This is a genomic window from Polymorphospora sp. NPDC051019 (genome assembly GCF_040683055.1).
GTDB classification, from domain to species: Bacteria; Actinomycetota; Actinomycetes; order Mycobacteriales; family Micromonosporaceae; genus Polymorphospora; species Polymorphospora lycopeni.
Map to the genome: position 1 here is coordinate 1 of NZ_JBFBCH010000003.1, position 19189 is coordinate 19189.

Consider the following 19189-nt stretch of genomic DNA (forward strand, 5'->3'; position numbering starts at 1 on the left):
CCCGGTTACATTCCGAACCCGGAAGCTAAGCCCTCCAGCGCCGATGGTACTGCACTCGTGAGGGTGTGGGAGAGTAGGACACCGCCGGACTTCTTCATGGTTGTGGGCCATCCGATTCCGGGTGGCCCACAACCATTTTTGCTTTCGGTCGTGTTTCCCGACGACGACGCAGGCGTTGTTCAGTCGCGGGTCTGGACGTCGGAGCGGATGTCGCGCAGCAGTGCGGCGCCCTCGCCGGTGTCGCGGCCCGGGAACAGCGCGATCGCGATGCTGCCGTGGTCGGCCCAGCCGCACACCGAGATGTCGCCGTCGCTGCCCCGGCTGACCCCACACTTCATCACGCCACCGAGCGGGCCGGCCTCCACCTTGCGTACGTCGGAGACGGCGCCGGTGTCGTCGGCCACCAGGTCGAACATCGAGTCCAGGTCGCGTTCCGGGCTCCACAGCAGCGTGGTGCCGCCGAAGAGCAGCACGCTGCGCTCGGACTCGGCCGGATCGCCGTACACGGCTCCGACGCTCTCGTCGAGGTCGATGCCGGCGGCGAACGCCGTACGCAGGTAGTCGGCGGTGGTCTGGGCCCGTTCGCTGGTGTCCCGCTTGAGACCGGCCGCGGTCGGTGGCGTACTGAGGGTGGTGTCCTTCTGCTGGGTGATCCGCAGCACGGCGGAACCGACGACCCCGGCACCGACCAGGCCGGCGACCAGGACCAGCCCACCGACGATCCGGCGGCGACGGGACACCTTCGCCGGCCGGGACGGGCGCTCGTCGGTCGGGAACTCCTCGTCGCGCCCGGCCGGGGTGACGTCGATCGGTTCGGGCTCCGTGGAGGAGCCGGGCCGGCGGGCGAAGAGGCTGTCGTCCGACATGCCGTCACCGTACGCGAAACGGTGGTGGCGCACGTCGGCGGTCACGGAACCCTCCGTAGACTCGCGGGGTGACCGAGACTCCGCAGACCCGCAGCACCGACGCACCCACCCTCCCCGGGCAGTACCAGCCGGGCGAGGTAGAGCAGCGACGGTATGAGCAATGGGTATCCGCGGGGCTCTTCGAGGCGTCGGCCGACAGTGACCGGCCGCCGTACGCGATCGTCATCCCGCCGCCGAACGTCACCGGTTCGCTGCACGTCGGGCACGCCCTCGACCACACCATCCAGGACGCGCTGATCCGCCGCAAGCGGATGCAGGGTTTCGAGGCGCTGTGGCTGCCCGGCATGGACCACGCCGGAATCGCCACCCAGAACGTCGTCGAGCGGCAGCTCGCCGGGCAGGGCCTGTCCCGCCACGACCTCGGCCGGGAGAAGTTCGTCGAGCGGGTGTGGCAGTGGAAGGCCGAGTCCGGCGGCGCGATCCTCGGCCAGATGCGCCGGCTCGGCGACTCCGTCGACTGGAGCCGCGAGCGCTTCACGATGGACGAGGGCCTGTCCCGGGCCGTCCAGACGATCTTCAAGCGGCTTTACGACGAGGGTCTGATCTACCGCGCCGAGCGCATCATCAACTGGTGTCCGCGCTGCCTGACCGCCCTGAGCGACATCGAGGTCGAGCACAGCGACGACGACGGCGAGCTGGTGTCGATCCGCTACGGCGAGGGCGACAACTCGATCGTGGTGGCCACCACCCGGGCCGAGACGATGCTGGGTGACACGGCGGTGGCGGTGCACCCCGACGACGAGCGCTACAAGCACCTGGTCGGCACCGAGGTCGAGCTGCCGCTGACCGGGCGCCGGATCCCGATCGTCGCCGACGCGCACGTCGACCCGGCGTTCGGCACCGGCGCGGTCAAGGTGACCCCGGCGCACGACCCCAACGACTTCGAGATCGGCCAGCGGCACTCGCTGCCCAACCTGACGATCATGGACGAGCGGGGAGTGATCACCGCGCACGGCCCGTTCGAGGGCCTGGACCGCTTCGAGGCCCGCCCGGCGATCGTCGACGCGCTGCGCGAGCAGGGCCGGATCGTCGCGGAGAAGCGGCCGTACGTGCACGCCGTCGGGCACTGCTCGCGGTGCAAGACGACGGTCGAGCCCCGGCTGTCGTTGCAGTGGTTCGTCAACACCGGCCCGCTGGCCAAGGCGGCCGGCGACGCGGTACGCGACGGCCGTACCCGGATCGAGCCCGCCGAACTCGCCAAGCGCTACTTCGCCTGGGTCGACAACATGCACGACTGGTGCATCTCGCGGCAGCTGTGGTGGGGGCACCGGATCCCGGTCTGGTACGGCCCGCAGGGCGAGGTCGTCTGCGTCGGGCCGGACGAGCGGCCGCCGGGGACCGAGGAGCAGGGCTGGCGGCAGGACGAGGACGTACTCGACACCTGGTTCTCCAGCGCGCTGTGGCCGTTCTCGACCCTGGGCTGGCCCGACGACACCGCCGACCTGCGCCGCTTCTACCCGACCTCGGTGCTGGTCACCGGCTACGACATCCTGTTCTTCTGGGTCGCCCGGATGATGATGTTCGGTCTGTACGCCCTCGACGGTCGGCAGCCGTTCGACGTCGTCGCCCTGCACGGCATGGTCCGTGACCAGTTCGGCAAGAAGATGTCGAAGTCGTTCGGCAACGTCGTCGACCCGCTGGACTGGATCGAGCGGTTCGGCGCCGACGCGACCCGGTTCACCCTCGCCCGGGGTGCCAACCCCGGATCGGACGTACCGGTCAGCGAGGAGTGGTGTCAGGGCTCCCGCAACTTCTGCAACAAGCTGTGGAACGCCACCCGGTTCGCGCTGATGAACGGCGCCCACGTCCAGGGTGACCTGCCCGACCCGGCCGAACTGTCGACCGTCGACCGGTGGATCCTGTCCCGGCTGCGCCAGGTCGTCGGCGAGGTCGACGAGCAGTTCGAGGCGTACGAGTTCGCGAAGGTCTGCGACACCCTCTACCACTTCGCCTGGGACGACGTCTGTGACTGGTACGTCGAGCTGACCAAGCCGGTGCTCGCCGCCGGCGGGCCGGCCGCCGACGCCACCCGGCGGGTGCTCGGGCACGTGCTCGACCAGTTGATGCGGCTGCTGCACCCGGTGATCCCGTTCGTCACCGAGGAACTCTGGATCGCGCTGAACGGTGGCGGCACGGTCGTCACGGCCGCCTGGCCGGTCGCCGACGACGCGCTGCTCGACCCCGCTGCCGAGACCGAGATCGCGGCGCTGCAGAAGGTGGTGACCGAGGTCCGCCGGTTCCGGTCCGACCAGGGCCTCAAGCCCGGCCAGCGGGTCGCCGCCCGGCTCGGCGGCCTGGCCGGCGCCGGCATCGCGGCCCACGAGCCGCTGATCCGTGCGCTGGTCCGGCTCGACCCCGCCGGCGCCGACTTCGCGGCCACCGCCACCCTGGCCGTCTCGGCCGCGGTCACCGTCGAGTTGGACACCCGCGGCTCGATCGACGTCGCCGCCGAGCGGGCCCGGCTGGAGAAGGACCGGGCCGCCGCCGAGAAGGAGATCGCGCAGTGCCGGGGCAAGCTCGGCAACGCGGCGTTCGTCGGCAAGGCCCCGGAGGCGGTCGTCAACAAGATCAAGGACCGCCTGGCGGCGGCCGAGGCCGATCTCGTACGCGTCTCGGCAGCCCTGGCGGCGTTGCCGTCATGACCGAGCGGAGCGAGGGGCGCATGACCGACCGGAGCGAGGTCATCGGTTGGCTCAGGGGGAGTCAGGGGACCGCCGAGCGGAGCGAGGTGGGCGCATGACCAAGGGGGAGTTCGCGGAGGTCGACGCGGCGCTGGCCGGGCGGGGCTTCACCCGGATGGTCTTCGACCTCGGTCGGATCGAGGAACTGCTCGACCTGCTCGGCAGCCCGCAGCGGGCGTACCCGTCGATCCACCTGACCGGGACCAACGGCAAGACGTCGACGGCCCGGATGATCGACTCACTGCTGCGGGCGTTCGGGCTGCACACCGGCCGGTACACCAGCCCACATCTGGAGACGGTGCGGGAGCGGATCAGCCTCGACGGCGAACCGGTCGGCGAGGAGCGGTTCGTGGCGACGTACCGGGAGGTCGAGCCGCTGGCCGCGCTGGTCGACGCCCGGTCCGACGAGCCGCTGACGTACTTCGACATGACCACGGCGCTGGCGTTCGCGGCGTTCGCCGACGCGCCGGTCGACGTGGCGGTGGTCGAGGTCGGGCTGGGCGGTGCCGAAGACGCCACCAACGTGTTGCAGGCCGGGGTCTGTGTGATCACCCCGATCGGCCTGGACCACACCGAGTGGCTCGGTGACACGGTGCAGGACATCGCGCTCGCCAAGGCCGGGATCATCCACAAGGGAGCGACGGTGGTCTCGGCGGCCCAGGACGAGGAGGCGGCCCGGCCGCTGCTCGAGCGGTGTGCCGAGGTGGGGGCGACGATCGCCCGGGAGGGCAGCGAGTTCGGCGTACTGCGCCGGTCGATGGCCGTCGGTGGCCAGGTGCTGACCATCCAGGGGCTCGGCGGCGTCTACGACGAGATCTTCATCCCGCTGCACGGCGCGCACCAGGCGCAGAACGCGGCGGTGGCGCTGGCCGCCGTCGAGGCGTTCCTCGGTGCCGGTGCCAACCGTCAGCTGCAGATCGACGCCGTACGCGAGGGGTTCGCCGCGGCCACATCGCCGGGGCGGCTCGAACGGGTGCGTACGGCGCCGACGATCCTGCTCGACGGTGCCCACAACCCGCACGGGATGACCGCGACGGTCACCGCGTTGCAGGAGGAGTTCGCGTTCAGCCGGCTTGTCGCCGTCGTCGCGGTGCTCGGTGACAAGGACGCGTCCGGCCTGCTCGACCTGCTGGAGCCGGTCGTCGACGCGGTGGTGGTGACCCGGAACAGTTCACCGCGGGCGATGCCGGCCGAGGATCTGGCGGCCCTGGCGGTGGACGTGTTCGGCGAGGACCGGGTCGAGGTGGCCGCGACGATGCCGGACGCGATCGAGGCGGCGGTACGGCTCGCCGAGGCCGACGTGGAGGGCGAGCTGAGCGGGGTCGGGGTGGTCGTCACCGGTTCCGTGGTCACGGTCGCCGACGCGCGCCGGCTGCTGAAGCGATGAGCGGCCCGACGGACGGAGCGCCCGGGCGGCCGGACGGGGCGGGGCCGGCCGACGCCACGCCGTCCGGTCCGGCCGGTGGGCGACCGTCCGGGCTGCGTGACCCGGTACGGGCCGTACGCGGGCTCGGCGCGGGCACGCTGGTCATCGAGACGGTCGTGCTGTTGCTGGCGATCCAGCCGATCCGGGTCCTCGGTGGAAACCTGAGCGGCTCCGCGATCGCCGTCGTGGTGGGGCTGGCGGTGGCGGCGGTGGTGCTGGCCGGCATGATGCGCCGCCCGTGGGCGTGGCACGGCGGCACCGCGCTCCAGGTGCTGCTGCTGTTCGCCGGGTTCCTGCACTGGTCGCTGGGGGTGCTCGGGTTGGTCTTCGGCCTGGTGTGGCTGTACGTGCTGCACGTCCGGCGGACGATCCTCGGCTGACCGGCGCGCCGGTCAGCGGGCGCGCGGCCGGCGGGTCAGTCGGTGCGGTCGCGCCACTCGGTCAGCGCGATGCCGTGGCCGTCGGGGTCCTTGAACGCGGCCGCCCACTGCTCCACCCGGGCACCCCGGTTGACCACCCTCGGCTCGGAGGTGAACCGGACCCCGTTGGCCCGCAACTGCCGGTAGGCGGCCTGCACGTCGGCCACGTCGAGGTTGAGGTGGGTCACCCGGCGGTTGACCGGGGTCACGTCGGGGGTCGCCCACAGGACCAGCCGGGTGTTGCCCGACGCCAGGACGGCGTTGTTGTCGCCGCCGTCGATCTCGTTGAAGCCCAGCATGTCGCGGTAGAACGCCACGGACCGGGGCAGGTCGGCGACGGTCACGGTGATTCCGGAACCGCTGATGATCCCGCCCGACGACACCGGACCGGTGTCGGCCGGCGGGCGCGCTCCGAGGCCCGGGTCGGGATCCAGGTCGATGTCGAGGTCGTCGTGGGCGCCGGCGTCCGGACCGGGCTTGCGGGCGGTCGTGGGTGGGTCCGCGACGGTGGTGCCGCCCGACGCGGTGGCCGTGGCCGTCGCCGAACCACCGGCAGCGGCCGCGCCGGCGGGCGCGGGGGTGCCGGACGACCTGCGCGCCGCCTCGCTGTCGTCCAGACCGGAGTGTTCGGGTTCCGGGGCGAAATGCTCGGCCGGATCGGGGTATTCCGGGGAGACGGTCCGCTGCCGGGGCCGGTGCGGGCTCGGCTTGGCCCGCTTGGCCAGCGGCGGCGCCGCCGGGGACGGGTCGACGAGGGTGCCCTCCAGCACGATCGGACCGCCCGGGCGCTGGTCGTGGTGGATGATCACGGGCTCGCCCCGCGGCCGGTCGAGGTCGTCGTCGAGGTCGACCGGCAGCGGCTCGACCATGGGCCCGAAGTCGTCGTCGGGGTCACGCCGCTGCCACGGTGGCAGGTCCTGCTCGATGAGGATCTCGTCGTCGAGCGGCTCGTGGTCGTGGAACTCCGGCGGCAGGTGCTCGGCGCTCATCGCCGCCTCGGCGTGCGTCAGCACGTCGTCCCAGAGGATGCGGACGTGCCGCGGGTCGTCGATGGCAACCATGATCGGGAGCGTCGCGCCGGGGTCGGGCCACTTCGTCACCGGGACCCGCGGGTCGCGTACCTTCACCGAGCGCGGGGGGACACCCGGGGCGTCGATCACGATCTGCATCTCGCACCGGCCGTAGGTCGACGACGCCGGCGGTTCGGTGGCGCTGTGCACGTGGGCGACACCGGCCACCCAGGCGCGGGCGCCGCGGCGCATGGCGGTGACCACCAGGAAGCTGACCGCCAGCACCAGCAGTGCCACGCCCAGCGCCACGATCGCCCAGCTCATCATGCCGGCGCCGAAGAGGATCACGAAGGTGGCGAAGGTGCCGAGCACCGCGGCCGCGAGCTTGCGTACGGGTGCAATCGGTCGACGACGGCCGTTCGCCACGATGGACCTCCCCCTGTGATTACCAGTCAGGCTAGGCCCGGGCACCGGGGAAGGGAAGTCCGGTCGATGCCCGGCGGCCGCCGCCGGTGGCCCGTCGCGGCCTCGCTAGGCTGACGGGGCTCGAGCGGTACCCGCGTACGCAGGAGGAGAAACCCGTGTCGACCAGCAGCCCTGTCGAGCAGACGCTCGTCCTGATCAAGCCCGACGCGGTCCGCCGCGGCCTGGTCGGGGAGATCATCGGTCGGTTCGAACGCAAGGGGCTGCGCCTGGACGCCACGGTGCTGCGGACCATGGACGGCGATCTGGCCGACCAGCACTACGCCGAGCACGTCGACAAGGCGTTCTACCCGCCGCTGCGCGAGTTCATGACCGGCGGCGCGCTCGTGGCGCTGGTCGTCTCCGGTGACCAGGCGATCGACGTCGTACGCGCCCTGGTCGGCGCGACCGACGGGCGCAAGGCCGCCGCCGGCACGATCCGGGGCGACCTGGCGCTGTCGAACCGGGAGAACCTGGTGCACGCCTCCGACTCGCCGGACAGCGCCAAGCGGGAGATCGAACTCTGGTTCCCCGCCGGGGTCTGACCGCACGTTTCGTCGTACCGGTGACATAGCTTTCCCGGCATGGCCGCGACCGCTACCTATTCGTACCTGCGCCCGTCCGGGCTGGCCCCCGACGACGGGCGGCTGACCCTGCAAACCTCGGGTGGGCCGGCGGCCCACCCGAGGTTCTTCACCGGTTTCGTGACCGCGCCCGAGGCCGCCGCCGTCGGGCTGCTGGCGGTCGCCGAGGTCGCCCGCACCCGCTACTTCCAGCCGCTCGCCCCGGCCAGCCTGGACCCGGTGGTGACCGGCGGCCTGGACCGGCTGCGGTTCGAGTCGTTCTCCGGCTGCTGCGGGGTCTACGCCCGGCTCGACGTGCTGCCCGCCGGCCTCGACGGCGACATCGTCGAACACGGCACCACCAACGTCGACGTCAACGCGCCGCTGCGGCAGGCGCTGGCCCGGGTCGGCAACACCGACCCGATGCACCTGGCGGTCGGCCCCGACGACCTGACCGTGACCACCTGGGACGGTCCGGTGGTGGAGAAGAAGGTGCCGCTGCCGTCGCGCTGGCTGCGCGGCTTCGCCGAGGCCCAGGTGATCACGTCCGGGTTCGATCCCCGCGCCGAGATCGACGCCCGGGAGGCGACCCAGTTCCTGCGCCGGCTGCCCGGCGGCACCGACCGGTCGACGCTGTGGGTGGTCCCCGCCGGCCGGTCGCTGCGACTCACCTCCCGGCCGGTGCCGGGCGCGGTCTGCCTGCCCGGCGCGGGCCGGCTGGTCGCGCTGCGCCCGTTCCTGCGCTTCGCGACCGCGCTGCGGATCTACGGGCCACCGGTCGGCGCCGGCAGCGGCCCGGTCGCCAGCACCTGGGAGCTGCGGTCACCGGCGATGCGTCTCACGCTGACCCTGTCGCCCGAGCCGCACCGCGGCTTCTCCGGCGAGGGCGCGGTGCTCGCCGCGCTCTCCGGCGACGACGTCGCCGACGACGCCGACCTGATCAGCGCCCTGCTGTCGTGGGACCCGACGATCGACGTCGACGCGCTCGCCGCCGGCTCGGGACTCGCCGCCGACCGGGTCCGGGCCGCGCTGGCCCAACTCGGCACCGCCGGCCGGGTCGGCTTCGACGTGGCCGAGGCCGGCTATTTCCACCGGGTCCTGCCGTACGACGCGGCGGCCGCCGAGCGGCTCAACCCCCGGCTGGTCGCGGCCCGGGCCCTCGTCGAGGCCGGTGCCGTCACGGTCACCGGTGACCGGGCGACCGTACGCAGCGGCGACGGCTCCTACCAGGTGCGGATCGCCGACGGGCGGCTGTCGTGCACCTGCCTGTGGTGGGCGAGGCACCGCGGCGACCGGGGGCCGTGCAAGCACGCGCTCGCGGTCCGGATCGTCAGCTCGCCGGCATCGGCCGAGGTTCGTGCGGTCGCCGAGCGGAACGGGGTGGACGCGTGACCGGTGACCTGTGGGAGCGGCTGCGGCCCGGCCTGGACGACGGTAAGGCCGACCGGGTCGCAGCCCTGCTGAAGTCGGTCGACGAGACCGAACGGCTCACCGCCGCGAAACCCCTCGAGGCGTACGTCCGGACGCTGTCGGAGCACGGCTGGGAGCGGCAGTCGGCGATCGTCCGCGCCATCGGGGTGGCCGCGGTCGGCTGCCTGCCCTCGGCGGCCCGCGCCGGCACCCTGCTCTGCCGGCGCGACGTACGGTGGCACTGGGACGACCTGTCGATCCCGTTGATGGTCGAGTTGGCCACCATTCGGGAGATCGACTGGCTCGGTGCCCTGGCCCTGCGGATGGCGGCCAAGCTCGACGCCAGGGGATGGGGCAACGACTGGCGTCCGGTGGCCGACCTCGTCCTCGCGGGCGGCGCCACCCCGCCCGCCGACGCGCCGTTCGTCCGCGGGTGGCTCCTCGCCCGGCCGATCGCGCGGCACAACGCCCGGCACGACACCCGGCCCGTTCCGCTCGCCGACCGGCTGCGCGACGACCCGTTCCTCGACCCGCTGCTGCCGGCGGTCTTCGAGCTCGACGGGATCGGCGACGTGCTCGGCAACCGGGGCTGGAGCGCGGAAACCGGTTCCTGGGACACCGCGCTCGTCTACCCGACCGCGCTGGCCGCCCTGGCCGCCGAGGGCCGGGTCGACCGGAAGCTGCTGCTCGACGGGTGCGTGAGCCGCTTCCTGCGCGGGGACCGCCCGGGCGCCCTGCGCGCCTTCGTCGCCCTGCACGACGCGCTGGAGCCGACCCTCGACGAGGCCGTCGAGCGGCGGCTCGACTACGTACGGCTGCTGTCCGAGGCGCCGGCGCCGGTGGCCCTGCTCGCCCTGAAGGCCCTCAAGCCGGTCGACGACGCCGGCCAGCTGGAACTCACGACCCTGCTCGACGCCAGCGCCGCAGTGCTGCGCCGGGAGGAGAAGGGCCTCGTACGCAAGCAGCTCGTCTGGCTCGACCGGCTTGTCCGGCGGCATCCCGACCGGGCCGGCGAGGTGCTGGCCACCCTCGCGACCGCCTGCGGGCACCCCGCGCTCGACGTACAGGAACGTGCCCTGACCGGGCTCGCCCGGCACCGGGCCCGACTCGACCCCGCCAGTCTCGGCGGGGCGCTGGAGGAGCTGGACGCCAGCCTGCACGCCCGGGCCGTCGAACTGCTCGGCGTCACGGTCGCCGCCCCCGAACCGGCGCCGTTCTGGATCCCGGCCGGGATCGCCCCGCCGGCGCCGATGCCGCCGCCCATCGGCGGCCCCGCCGAACTGGCCGAGGAGATCGCGGTACTGGCGACGGCCACCTCCGGCACCGCCGTCGCCTGGGAGCGGATCCTCGCCGCGCTGGTGTCCCTGCGGGCCACCGACCCGGCCGCCCTGACCGAGGCACTCGCCCCGGTGCTGGCGACACACCACGAGACGCTCACCCACGGCCACTGGACGGCGGGACTCCTCGGCGAGTTCGGCGAGGCGGTGCGGAGCGCGATCGGCACCCGCCGGCGCGGCCCCGCCTGGCAGCGGGCGATCACCGCCGTCCGGTTGATGCTCAACGGCGGCCAGCCCGACCTGCTGGAGTTCAAGGTACGGCCCAGCCCGCGCCGGGTGCTCGCCCTGCGGCTGGCCGAGATCGCCGTACAGCTCGACCGGGCGCCGGTGCCGGCCCTGGTCGCCACCCCGACCTCGGCGAACGGCCAGCTCGACGCCGCCACGCTCGTCGAGCGGCTGGCCAGGGCCGAGGAGGCCGGCTGGCAGCCGTGGCGGCTCGACCTCGAACAGGCCATGCTGCGGGTGTCGCCGGAGGTCGACCCGCTGGTCGTCAAGCGGGCCGAGGCGCTGCGCTCACCGGGCGGCCGGTGGGTCGCCGAGTGGTTCGCCGCCGGCGGGCTGGCCACCCCGGCCCCGGTCCGCACCGAGCAGCGGCTCACCTCCGACCACTACAGCGTCTCACCCGACCCGGGGCGCCGGGTGGTCGTCGGGCTCCAACCCGCCGGCCCGTCCCGGGGGATCATCGAAGAGATGCTGTGCGACATCAGGTTCGCCAACCGGGCCTACCACCTGCAATACCAGGGGGCGGACGTGTGGTGGCCGGCGGTGCTGCCGTACCACCGGGAGGTGATCGCCGCCTGGGCGCTCCCGAACCTGGCGGCGATGGCCGACTCCGACGCCCGTGACGACGGCCCCATCCTGCCGGTGCTCGCCGAGTGCGGCGGCCCGGTCGGGCCGGCGATGACCCTCGCACTGACCTACACGCTGGCGGCCAGGCAGGAGGCCGACCGGGTGGCGGGCGTGGACGCGCTGCTCACCCTCGCCACCGACCCGCGCTTCGACGCGGCGGCGGTCGGCCGGGAACTCGGCGGCCTCGGCGCGGACAGTGCGATCAAGGTCGGGCGGGTGGTGCCCGGACTCACCGACGCGTTCCGTGCCGGGGCCGGTGCGGCCGTGTGGGACATCGTCGCCGCCGCCGTGCCCTACCTGCTCAGCGCCGCCAAGCCGCCGCCGGGCACCCCGGACCTGTTGGCGCTCGGGACGCAGACGGCGGCGGCGCTGGGGCGTCGTACGCCGATCGAGGCGGTCGCCGGCGTCGCCGCGCGGGGTGGCGGCAGCCGCCTGGTGACCGAGGCCCGCCGCCTCCACCAGACCCTGACCGCCTGAACCCCCACCCGTGGCCCGACCCGTGCTCGGCGTGGTGGTGGGCCGAGTTGATCGTCTGCTGTTCAAAGGATGCGATACGGCGTGTCGGCCGGCTTGTCAGCAGACGATCACCGGCAGGCACGGCCCGCCGCGCCGATCGAGGTGATGTATGCCGCAAGACGGGCAGGATCGTCACAACTGCTCCTTGATCGACGCGGCAGGTGGACCGGCTGCCGGGCGGCTGGCGCAAGGCGCCCCGGAGGAGGGAATCCGGTGGGGGTGGCGGGGGCGGCTCGGGTAGCCTGGACAGCCACAGGCGTTGACCCGGCCATCACCGGTGAGCCTCCGGAAGAAAGGGCCTCACGGGCGGATCAGCACCCGCGAGCCTGACTAGAACCGGACGGGTTCGGCCCGTGACAGCCGACCAACGAGTGGGCGGTCGCACCATCGGACCGCCAAGCGGGGTGGTACCGCGGGCACGCGGGGCGCCGTGACGGCGTACCGGAGGCTCGTCCTCGCAGACCACGACAGTGAGCTGCACCGAGGAGAGCGACCCGCGATGGCTTATCCGAAGCATGCCCCCGACGGCACCGGCGTGCCGGCGAGCCCCGACCTGCCCGCGGTCGAGGCCCGGGTGCTGGAGCACTGGACGGCCGACAAGACCTTCGAGACCAGCGTCGAGACCCGCGACGCCGGCCCGGACGGCGCCAACGAGTTCGTCTTCTACGACGGGCCGCCGTTCGCCAACGGGCTGCCGCACTACGGGCACCTGTTCACCGGGTACGTGAAGGACGTGGTGCCGCGCTACCAGACGATGCGCGGGCGGCGGGTCGAGCGGCGCTTCGGCTGGGACTGCCACGGCCTGCCCGCCGAGGTTGTCGCGGAGAAGCAGCTCGGCATCACCACCAAGGCCGAGATCGTCGAACTGGGCATCGAGCGGTTCAACGACGCCTGCCGCACGTCGGTGCTCCAGTACACCCACGACTGGGAGCGCTACGTCACCCGGCAGGCCCGCTGGGTCGACTTCGCCAACGACTACAAGACCCTCGACCTGGACTACATGGAAAGTGTCATGTGGGCCTTCAAGACCCTGCACGACAAGGGTCTGGTCTACGAGGGCTTCAAGGTGCTGGCCTACTGCTGGCGGTGCGAGACGCCGCTGTCCAACACCGAGACCCGGATGGACGACGTCTACCGCGACCGGCAGGACCCGACGCTGACCGTCTGGTTCCAGCTCGACGCCGCGCCGGACGCGCCCGAGCCGGTCGCCGGGCCGGTTAAGGTCGGCGTCTGGACGACCACGCCGTGGACCCTGCCGTCCAACCTGGCCCTCGCCGTCGGCCCGGACATCGAGTACGCCGTACTGGAGCGCGACGGGGAGCGCTTCGTCGTCGGGGCCGCGCGGGTCGCGGCGTACGCCAAGGAGCTGGACGGGTTCACCCAGGTCGGCACCGTTCTCGGCCGGGACCTGGTCGGGCGCCGCTACACCCCGCTGTTCGACTTCCTCGTCGGGCAGGCCGGGCCGAACGCCTACCAGGTGCTCGGCGCCGAGTTCGTGACCACCGAGGACGGCACCGGGGTGGTGCACCTGGCACCGGCGTTCGGTGAGGACGACCAGGCCACCTGCAACGCGGCCGGGATCCCGACGATCGTCACGGTCGACGAGCACACCCGGTTCACCGCGCTGGTCCCGTCGTACGAGGGTCAGCAGGTCTTCGACGCCAACAAGCCGGTGATCCGGGAGCTGAAGGAGCGGGGGGTGGTGCTGCGGCACGAGACCTACACCCACTCCTACCCGCACTGCTGGCGCTGCGACACCCCGCTGGTCTACAAGGCGGTGTCGTCGTGGTTCGTCGAGGTGACGAAGTTCCGGGACCGGATGGTCGAACTCAACCAGCAGATCAACTGGATCCCGGGGCACGTCAAGGACGGCTCGTTCGGCAAGTGGCTGGCCAACGCCCGGGACTGGTCGATCAGCCGGAACCGGTTCTGGGGCTCGCCGATCCCGGTGTGGAAGTCCGACGACCCGAACTACCCGCGGCTGGACGTCTACGGCTCGCTGGCCGAGCTGGAGCGCGACTTCGGCGTGCAGGTCACCGACCTGCACCGGCCGCAGATCGACACCCTCGTACGCCCCAACCCCGACGACCCGACCGGGAAGTCGATGATGCGCCGGGTGCCGGAGGTGCTGGACTGCTGGTTCGAGTCGGGCTCGATGCCGTTCGCCCAGGTGCACTACCCGTTCGAGAACGCGGACTGGTTCGAGCACCACTACCCGGGCGACTTCATCGTCGAGTACATCGGGCAGACCCGGGGCTGGTTCTACACCATGCATGTGCTGGCGACGGCACTCTTCGACCGGCCGGCGTTCCGCAACTGCATGAGCCACGGCATCCTGCTCGGCGCCGACGGCCGCAAGATGTCCAAGAGCCTGAAGAACTATCCGGACGTCTACCACGTGTTCAACTCGCACGGGTCGGACGCGATGCGCTGGATGCTGATGGCGTCGCCGGTGCTGCGTGGCGGCGACATGGCGGTGACCGAGGTCGGCATCCGCGACGCCGTACGGCAGGTGCTGCTTCCACTGTGGAACGTCTGGTACTTCTTCTCGCTCTACGCCAACGCCGACGGCTACGAGGCGGTGCGCCGTACCGACTCGACGCACCTGCTCGACCGCTACGTGCTGGCCAAGACCGGCGAGCTGGTCTCGACCGTGCAGGCCCAGATGGACGAGTACGACATCTCCGGCGCCTGCGCGACCGTGCGGTCCTACCTGGACGCGCTGACCAACTGGTACGTCCGCCGGTCGCGGGACCGCTTCTGGTCCGGTGACCGCGACGCCTTCGACACCCTCTACACGGTGCTGGAGACGCTGTGCCGGGTGGTGGCGCCGCTCGCCCCGCTCACCGCCGAGGAGATCTGGCGCGGGCTGACCGGGGAGCGGTCGGTGCACCTGACCGACTGGCCGTCGGCCGACGAGTTCGCCGCCGCCGGCCCGGCGGGGGCGCTCGACGGGCATGCCCTGGTCGCGGCGATGGACGCCACCCGGGACGTCTGCTCGGCGGCACTGTCGCTGCGCAAGGCGAAGGGCCTGCGGGTCCGGCTGCCGCTGCCGGCGCTGACCGTGGCCAGCCCGTCGGCCGACGCGCTGCGGCCATTCGCCGACCTGGTCGCCGACGAGGTCAACGTCAAGTCGGTGGTCTTCACCGACTCGGTCGACGACTACTGCCGGCAGGTGCTGACCGTGGTGCCGAGGGTGCTCGGGCCGCGGGTCGGCGGGCAGGTCCAGGCCGTGATCAAGGCGGTGAAGACCGGCGACTGGGAACTGGTCGACGGGGCGCCGGTCGCGGCCGGGGTGACGCTGGGCGAGGGGGAGTACGAGCTGCGCCTGGTCGCCGCCGACGCCGACCGCTCCGCGCCGCTGCCCGGCGGCGAGGGCGTGGTCGTGCTCGACACCGAGGTCACCCCGGACCTGGCCGCCGAAGGGCTGGCCCGGGACGTCGTACGGGTCGTGCAGCAGGCCCGGCGGGACGCCGACCTGAACGTGTCGGACCGGATCGCGGTGGTGCTCGCCGGCTCGCCGGAAGTCGCGGCCGCCGTCGGGACGCACCGTGACTTCATCGCGCGTGAGGTGCTGGCCGACAGCGTCGAGGTGGCTGCTGAGCTGGCCGGATTCGTCGGCGAGGTCGGTGACGGCGAGCAGGTGACGGTAACCGTCCGTCGGGTCTGACCCGCGCACGTCCCGCCGGACGGGACGCCTAACATCGGTGCGGCGGCGAGGGCCGCCCGCCCGTTGGGCGCGGACCTGGGGAGGGCGCGTGCCGCTGCTCTACACGATCGGTCAGCTCACCGTCGGTAACACGCTGCGGTGGGGCTGGCGGCCGAAGGTGGAGGGGCTGGAGCACGTGCCGGCCTCCGGTGGGGCCGTCTTCGCCGGCAACCACCTCTCGGTCGCCGACGAACTGTTCCTCGGCGCCGTCGTGCCCCGGCACATCGCCTTCTGGGCGAAGTCCGAGTACTTCGACGGCACCGGGCTGACCGGCTGGGTGAGCCGTACGGTGATGGAGGGGATGGGCGCGATCCGGGTCGAGCGGGGCGGCGGCCGGGCCGCCCTGACCGCCTTCGACAGCGCGATCCCGGTGCTCAAGGCCGGTGACCTGGTGGCCGTCTATCCGGAGGGCACCAGGTCACCGGACGGCCGGCTCTACCGCGGCCGTACCGGGGCGGCCCGGCTGGCGATGCAGGCCGGGGTGCCGATCATCCCGGTCGGCATGATCGGCACCGACAAGGTCCAGCCGATCGGGGCCCGGGTGCCCCGGCTCGGCAAGATCACCGTACGGTTCGGCAAGCCGCTGGACCTGACCGGCCGGTCGGCCGACCGCAAGTCGCTGCGCGAGATCACCGACGAGACGATGGCCGAGATCCAGAAGCTGACCGGCCAGGAGTACGTCTCCCGCTACGCCCCGCCCCGCCAGCCCACCCCCTGACCCCTGACCTTCTCCGCGATCTTGCACTTGTCGCCCGGCAAATCGAACAAATGGGGGAGACAAGTGCAAGATCGCGAGGTCACGGGGCGCGGGAGCCGCGGTCGCGTTCCTGGGCCAGCACGGCGGGCAGGTCGTCGACCTGTTCGAGCTGGCGCAGCGAACGGGTCATCCGTACGTTGCCGCCGAGGCGGTCACGGGACCGGTCGAGAAAGGCCCAGTAGCCGGCCGTGAAGGGGCAGGCGTCCGCGCCGAGCCGGTGCCGCGGGTCGTAGCGGCAGCCGCCGCAGTAGTCGCTCATCCGGTTCACGTACGACCCGCCGGCCGCGTACGGCTTGGTGCTCATCCGGCCCAGGTCGGCGTACTGGCTCATGCCGACGACGTTGGCGGTCATCACCCACTCGTAGCCGTCGACGAAGCTGCGGTGGAACCAGTCGACGAGTTCGCCCGGCCGCCAGCCGCGTTGCAGCCCGTAGTTGCCGAGCACCATCAGGCGCGGGATGTGGTGCACCCAGCCCCGGTCGCGTACGCCGGCGAGCACGTCGGACAGGCAGCGGGCCCGTACGGCGTCGGCGTCGAGGTCGGCGAACCAGGCCGGGATCGAGCGGTTGGCCGCCAGCCGGTTGCTGGCCCGGTAACCGGCGTCGAAATACCAGTAGAGGTGCCAGACGAAGTCGCGCCAGCCGATGAGCTGCCGGACGAAACCCTCCACGCTGGACAGCGGCACCCCGTCGGCGCGGTGGGCCCGCTCGGCGCGCCGTACGGCCTCCATCGGGTCGAGCAGGCCGAGGTTGAACGCCGCCGAGAGCATGCTGTGTGCCATCGCCGGGTCGGTCGACAGCATCGCGTCCTCGTACGGCCCGAACAGCGTCAGCCGGTGGTCGACGAAGTGCCGTAGCCGGGCCAGCGCCTCGGCCCGGGTCGCCGGGAAACGGCGCGGCCCGTCCCGGCCGACGAACTCGATCCCGTCGGCCGCCCAGCGGTCCAGGTCCTCGCGTACGCCCGCGTCGATGTCGTCCTCGACGATCTCCGGCGGGGCCGGTACGTCGATCCGGGTCGCCCCCTTCGGCGGCGGCTGGCGGTTGTCGGCGTCGAGGTTCCACCGCCCGCTCACCGGGACCTCGCCGTCCATCAACACGTCGTGCAGGCGCCGGGCGTGGCGGTAGAAGTCCTCCAGCCGCAGCGCCCCGCGCCGCTCGTCGGCCCAGGCCACGAAGTCGGCCGGCGCGGTCACGAAGCCGCGTGGCGGCAGCATCGTCACCCGGTCGAGGCCGCGCACGAACTCCCTCGCCCGGCGCGAGGTGGGATGGCAGACCTCCAGCGGCTCGTCGACCTGCCGCAGCGCGTCCCGGTAGGTCTCGGTGCGCAGGTGGACGGCCCGGTCGCCGAGTTCCGCGGCCCGGTGCCGCAGCGCGGACAGGACCAGGTGGGCCTTCTGCCGGTGGAAGGCACGACGCCGGAACACCGCCCTGGACTCCACGAGCAGCACCGGCTGCTCCGGATCGTCGAGAAAGTGCGGCCCGAGCTGATCCGCGAAGATCCAACGCCGCACCATGTCCCGATTCTGCCCCGGTACGCCGTTGCGGGCACGCTTACCGAACGTATCCGATGATCCGACCGAACGGCCATCCGTGACCGGATGGTCCGGTGCCGGAGGCGGTCGTTCCGGTGAGGCGGCCGGTCAGCCCCGGGTGATCACGACCGTACGCATCTCGCCGAGCAACCGGGCACTGTCGTCGACCGACAGCCGGGTGAACAGGCCGGCGCCGAGGCTGCCGTGGTCGGCCCAGGCGCACAGCACGATCGCGGTCTCACCCTGCCGGCCGGTGCCGCAGCGCTGGTAGGTGCCCCGGATCCCGGTCTCGATCGGCTCGACCCCGGTGAGCCGGTATTCGGCGGTCAGCCGGGTGATCTCCTCGCCGAGGTCGCTCTCCGGGCTGAAGCGGTAGCCGGTGCTGCCGAACAGCGTGACCCGCTTGCCGTTGGGGGCCGAGTAGATGCCGGCGAAGGTGTCGCCGGTGATCAGGGCGGCGATGCCGAGATCCTGCTCGAGTTGCCGGGCGGCCTCGACGCTGTCCGGGTCCTCGCGCAGGGTCATGCCGGCCAGTTCGGCGGGCAGGGCCGCGGCGGCCGGGTACTGCTCCCACATCGGCTTGCCGAAGTAAGCCGGGCAGCCGCAGCAGCAGGCGATCGTGAACAGGGTCAGGAACACCATCACCAGCGGCCAGCGCCGGCGGCGCCGGACCGGCACCGCGACGTATCCCGGCGGCGGACGCCAGCCCGGCGGCACGACCTGCGGCGGGCCGTACGGGGGCTGGGCGCGTCGGTCCCGCCGGCCGCTCCGGGGCGGCTTCGGCGGGCGGGTGGGCCGGTCGGCCGGTGGCGGTGGCGGCTGTGGGCGGGGGGCAGCGGGCGGCGGCTCGGCGACCGCCGGGAACGGTCGGGTCGGCGGGTTGGCCGGCGAATGTCCGGCCCACGGGTCGCTGTCCGCCCACGGGTCGACCGGGGCACCGTGCTGCAACGCCTCGCGCTCGACGATCGGCAGTTCGAGGGTCGGGTCACGCGGCGGCTCCGGCCGCGGGGACCGGCCGGCGGGCAGGTCGAGGTTCCAGCGGCGCCGCTTCGGGGTCGCCGGCGGTACGGCCGCCGAGCCGGTCCAGATCGCCGCGGTCGGCGGCTCGTCGGGGCCGGTCGCCGCGCCCGGCCCGCCGGGTGGCGGCAGGGCGGCGGTGTCGGCGGTGTCGATGTCGTCCGCGGCCGGCGGCGCCGGTGGTACGGACTGGACCGGCGGGCCGGACGGAACCGGTGGCCCGGCGGGGACCGGTGGCCCGGCGGCCGGTGGCGCGGAGATCGGCGGGGCGGAGATCGGCGGGGCGGGGGAAGCCGGTGGCGCGGCGGCCGGCGGCGCGGACGGAACCGGCGGCGCGGGGAAAGCCGGCGGCGACGGGACCGGTGGCGGGGAGGCGTCCGCCGGGCTCGACGGTGCCGCTGCGGGCGGTGTCGGTTCCGGGCGGGCGGGCCACAGCGGCTCGGGTGCCTCTGGCTGGTCCGCCGGTCGATCCCCGTCCGGCTGCGGCATCGCGTCGTTCTCCTCTCACGCCAGTCCGAGGTTAGTACCGATCCTCCACCGCCCCTTCGATGCACCCGACCGGGTCCGCTCGGCGGC

The 19189-nt window shown here is 73.0% G+C and carries 12 protein-coding genes and 1 rRNA gene; 9 read left to right on the forward strand and 4 right to left on the reverse strand.

The annotated features are described in order from the left end of the window. Positions 1-90, forward strand: a 5S ribosomal RNA gene (gene rrf, locus AB0M79_RS07030); the annotation flags it as partial. 89 nt (positions 91-179) lie between these two features. On the opposite strand, the gene AB0M79_RS07035 is transcribed toward rrf, so the two are convergent. Then, positions 180-911 carry a hypothetical protein gene (locus AB0M79_RS07035; RefSeq protein WP_364208875.1) on the reverse strand — a complete coding sequence of 244 codons (732 nt, stop codon included), beginning with the start codon at positions 909-911 and terminating at the stop codon, positions 180-182. A gap of 23 nt (positions 912-934) precedes the next feature. Between AB0M79_RS07035 and AB0M79_RS07040 the strand changes: the two genes are divergently transcribed. From AB0M79_RS07040 to AB0M79_RS07050, 3 genes are all read left to right on the forward strand, one after another. Next, positions 935-3568, forward strand: coding sequence for a valine--tRNA ligase (locus AB0M79_RS07040; RefSeq protein WP_364208878.1), 2634 nt, complete (start codon positions 935-937; stop codon positions 3566-3568). Between the two features lie 94 nt (positions 3569-3662). Next, complete coding sequence (locus tag AB0M79_RS07045) at positions 3663-4994, forward strand: folylpolyglutamate synthase/dihydrofolate synthase family protein (protein WP_364208881.1); 1332 nt, start codon at positions 3663-3665, stop codon at positions 4992-4994. After that, positions 4991-5413: a DUF4233 domain-containing protein gene (locus tag AB0M79_RS07050; protein ID WP_364208884.1), complete on the forward strand. Its 423-nt coding sequence runs from the start codon at positions 4991-4993 to the stop codon at positions 5411-5413. Before AB0M79_RS07045 ends, AB0M79_RS07050 begins: the two co-directional genes overlap by 4 nt. A gap of 35 nt (positions 5414-5448) precedes the next feature. Here the strand turns inward: AB0M79_RS07050 and AB0M79_RS07055 are convergent, their stop codons facing one another. After that, positions 5449-6888: a VOC family protein gene (locus AB0M79_RS07055; protein WP_364208887.1), complete on the reverse strand. Its 1440-nt coding sequence runs from the start codon at positions 6886-6888 to the stop codon at positions 5449-5451. Between the two features lie 155 nt (positions 6889-7043). On the opposite strand from AB0M79_RS07055, the gene ndk reads away from it, so the two are divergent. From ndk to AB0M79_RS07080, 5 genes are all read left to right on the forward strand, one after another. After that, complete coding sequence (gene ndk / locus AB0M79_RS07060) at positions 7044-7469, forward strand: nucleoside-diphosphate kinase (RefSeq protein ID WP_364208890.1); 426 nt, start codon at positions 7044-7046, stop codon at positions 7467-7469. Positions 7470-7508: 39 nt separating this feature from the next. Further along, positions 7509-8879 carry an SWIM zinc finger family protein gene (locus tag AB0M79_RS07065; protein ID WP_364208893.1) on the forward strand — a complete coding sequence of 457 codons (1371 nt, stop codon included), beginning with the start codon at positions 7509-7511 and terminating at the stop codon, positions 8877-8879. Continuing rightward, positions 8876-11560, forward strand: coding sequence for a DUF6493 family protein (locus tag AB0M79_RS07070; RefSeq protein WP_364208896.1), 2685 nt, complete (start codon positions 8876-8878; stop codon positions 11558-11560). Before AB0M79_RS07065 ends, AB0M79_RS07070 begins: the two co-directional genes overlap by 4 nt. A 538-nt stretch (positions 11561-12098) precedes the next feature. Further along, on the forward strand, positions 12099-15269 hold the full coding sequence (ileS, locus tag AB0M79_RS07075; RefSeq protein WP_364208899.1) for an isoleucine--tRNA ligase: 3171 nt from the start codon (positions 12099-12101) through the stop codon (positions 15267-15269). A gap of 88 nt (positions 15270-15357) precedes the next feature. Then, on the forward strand, positions 15358-16026 hold the full coding sequence (locus AB0M79_RS07080; RefSeq protein ID WP_357543233.1) for a lysophospholipid acyltransferase family protein: 669 nt from the start codon (positions 15358-15360) through the stop codon (positions 16024-16026). Positions 16027-16105: 79 nt separating this feature from the next. Here the strand turns inward: AB0M79_RS07080 and AB0M79_RS07085 are convergent, their stop codons facing one another. Together AB0M79_RS07085 and AB0M79_RS07090 are read right to left on the reverse strand one after the other, a co-directional pair. Further along, positions 16106-17578 carry a cryptochrome/photolyase family protein gene (locus AB0M79_RS07085; RefSeq protein WP_364208902.1) on the reverse strand — a complete coding sequence of 491 codons (1473 nt, stop codon included), beginning with the start codon at positions 17576-17578 and terminating at the stop codon, positions 16106-16108. 126 nt (positions 17579-17704) lie between these two features. Then, the gene (locus AB0M79_RS07090) at positions 17705-19102 is read right to left on the reverse strand and encodes a hypothetical protein (protein ID WP_364208905.1); all 1398 of its coding nucleotides are present in this window, start codon (positions 19100-19102) and stop codon (positions 17705-17707) included. Positions 19103-19189 lie beyond the last annotated feature (87 nt).

Bases quoted from the DNA above. Each gene is read 5' to 3' on its own strand.
- AB0M79_RS07045 (WP_364208881.1), top strand. From the start codon at position 3,663: ATGACCAAGGGGGAGTTCGCGGAGGTCGACGCGGCGCTGGCCGGGCGG.
- AB0M79_RS07050 (WP_364208884.1), top strand. From the start codon at position 4,991: ATGAGCGGCCCGACGGACGGAGCGCCCGGGCGGCCGGACGGGGCGGGG.
- AB0M79_RS07065 (WP_364208893.1), top strand. From the start codon at position 7,509: ATGGCCGCGACCGCTACCTATTCGTACCTGCGCCCGTCCGGGCTGGCC.
- ileS (WP_364208899.1), top strand. From the start codon at position 12,099: ATGGCTTATCCGAAGCATGCCCCCGACGGCACCGGCGTGCCGGCGAGC.
- AB0M79_RS07085 (WP_364208902.1), bottom strand. From the start codon at position 17,578: ATGGTGCGGCGTTGGATCTTCGCGGATCAGCTCGGGCCGCACTTTCTC.
- AB0M79_RS07090 (WP_364208905.1), bottom strand. From the start codon at position 19,102: ATGCCGCAGCCGGACGGGGATCGACCGGCGGACCAGCCAGAGGCACCC.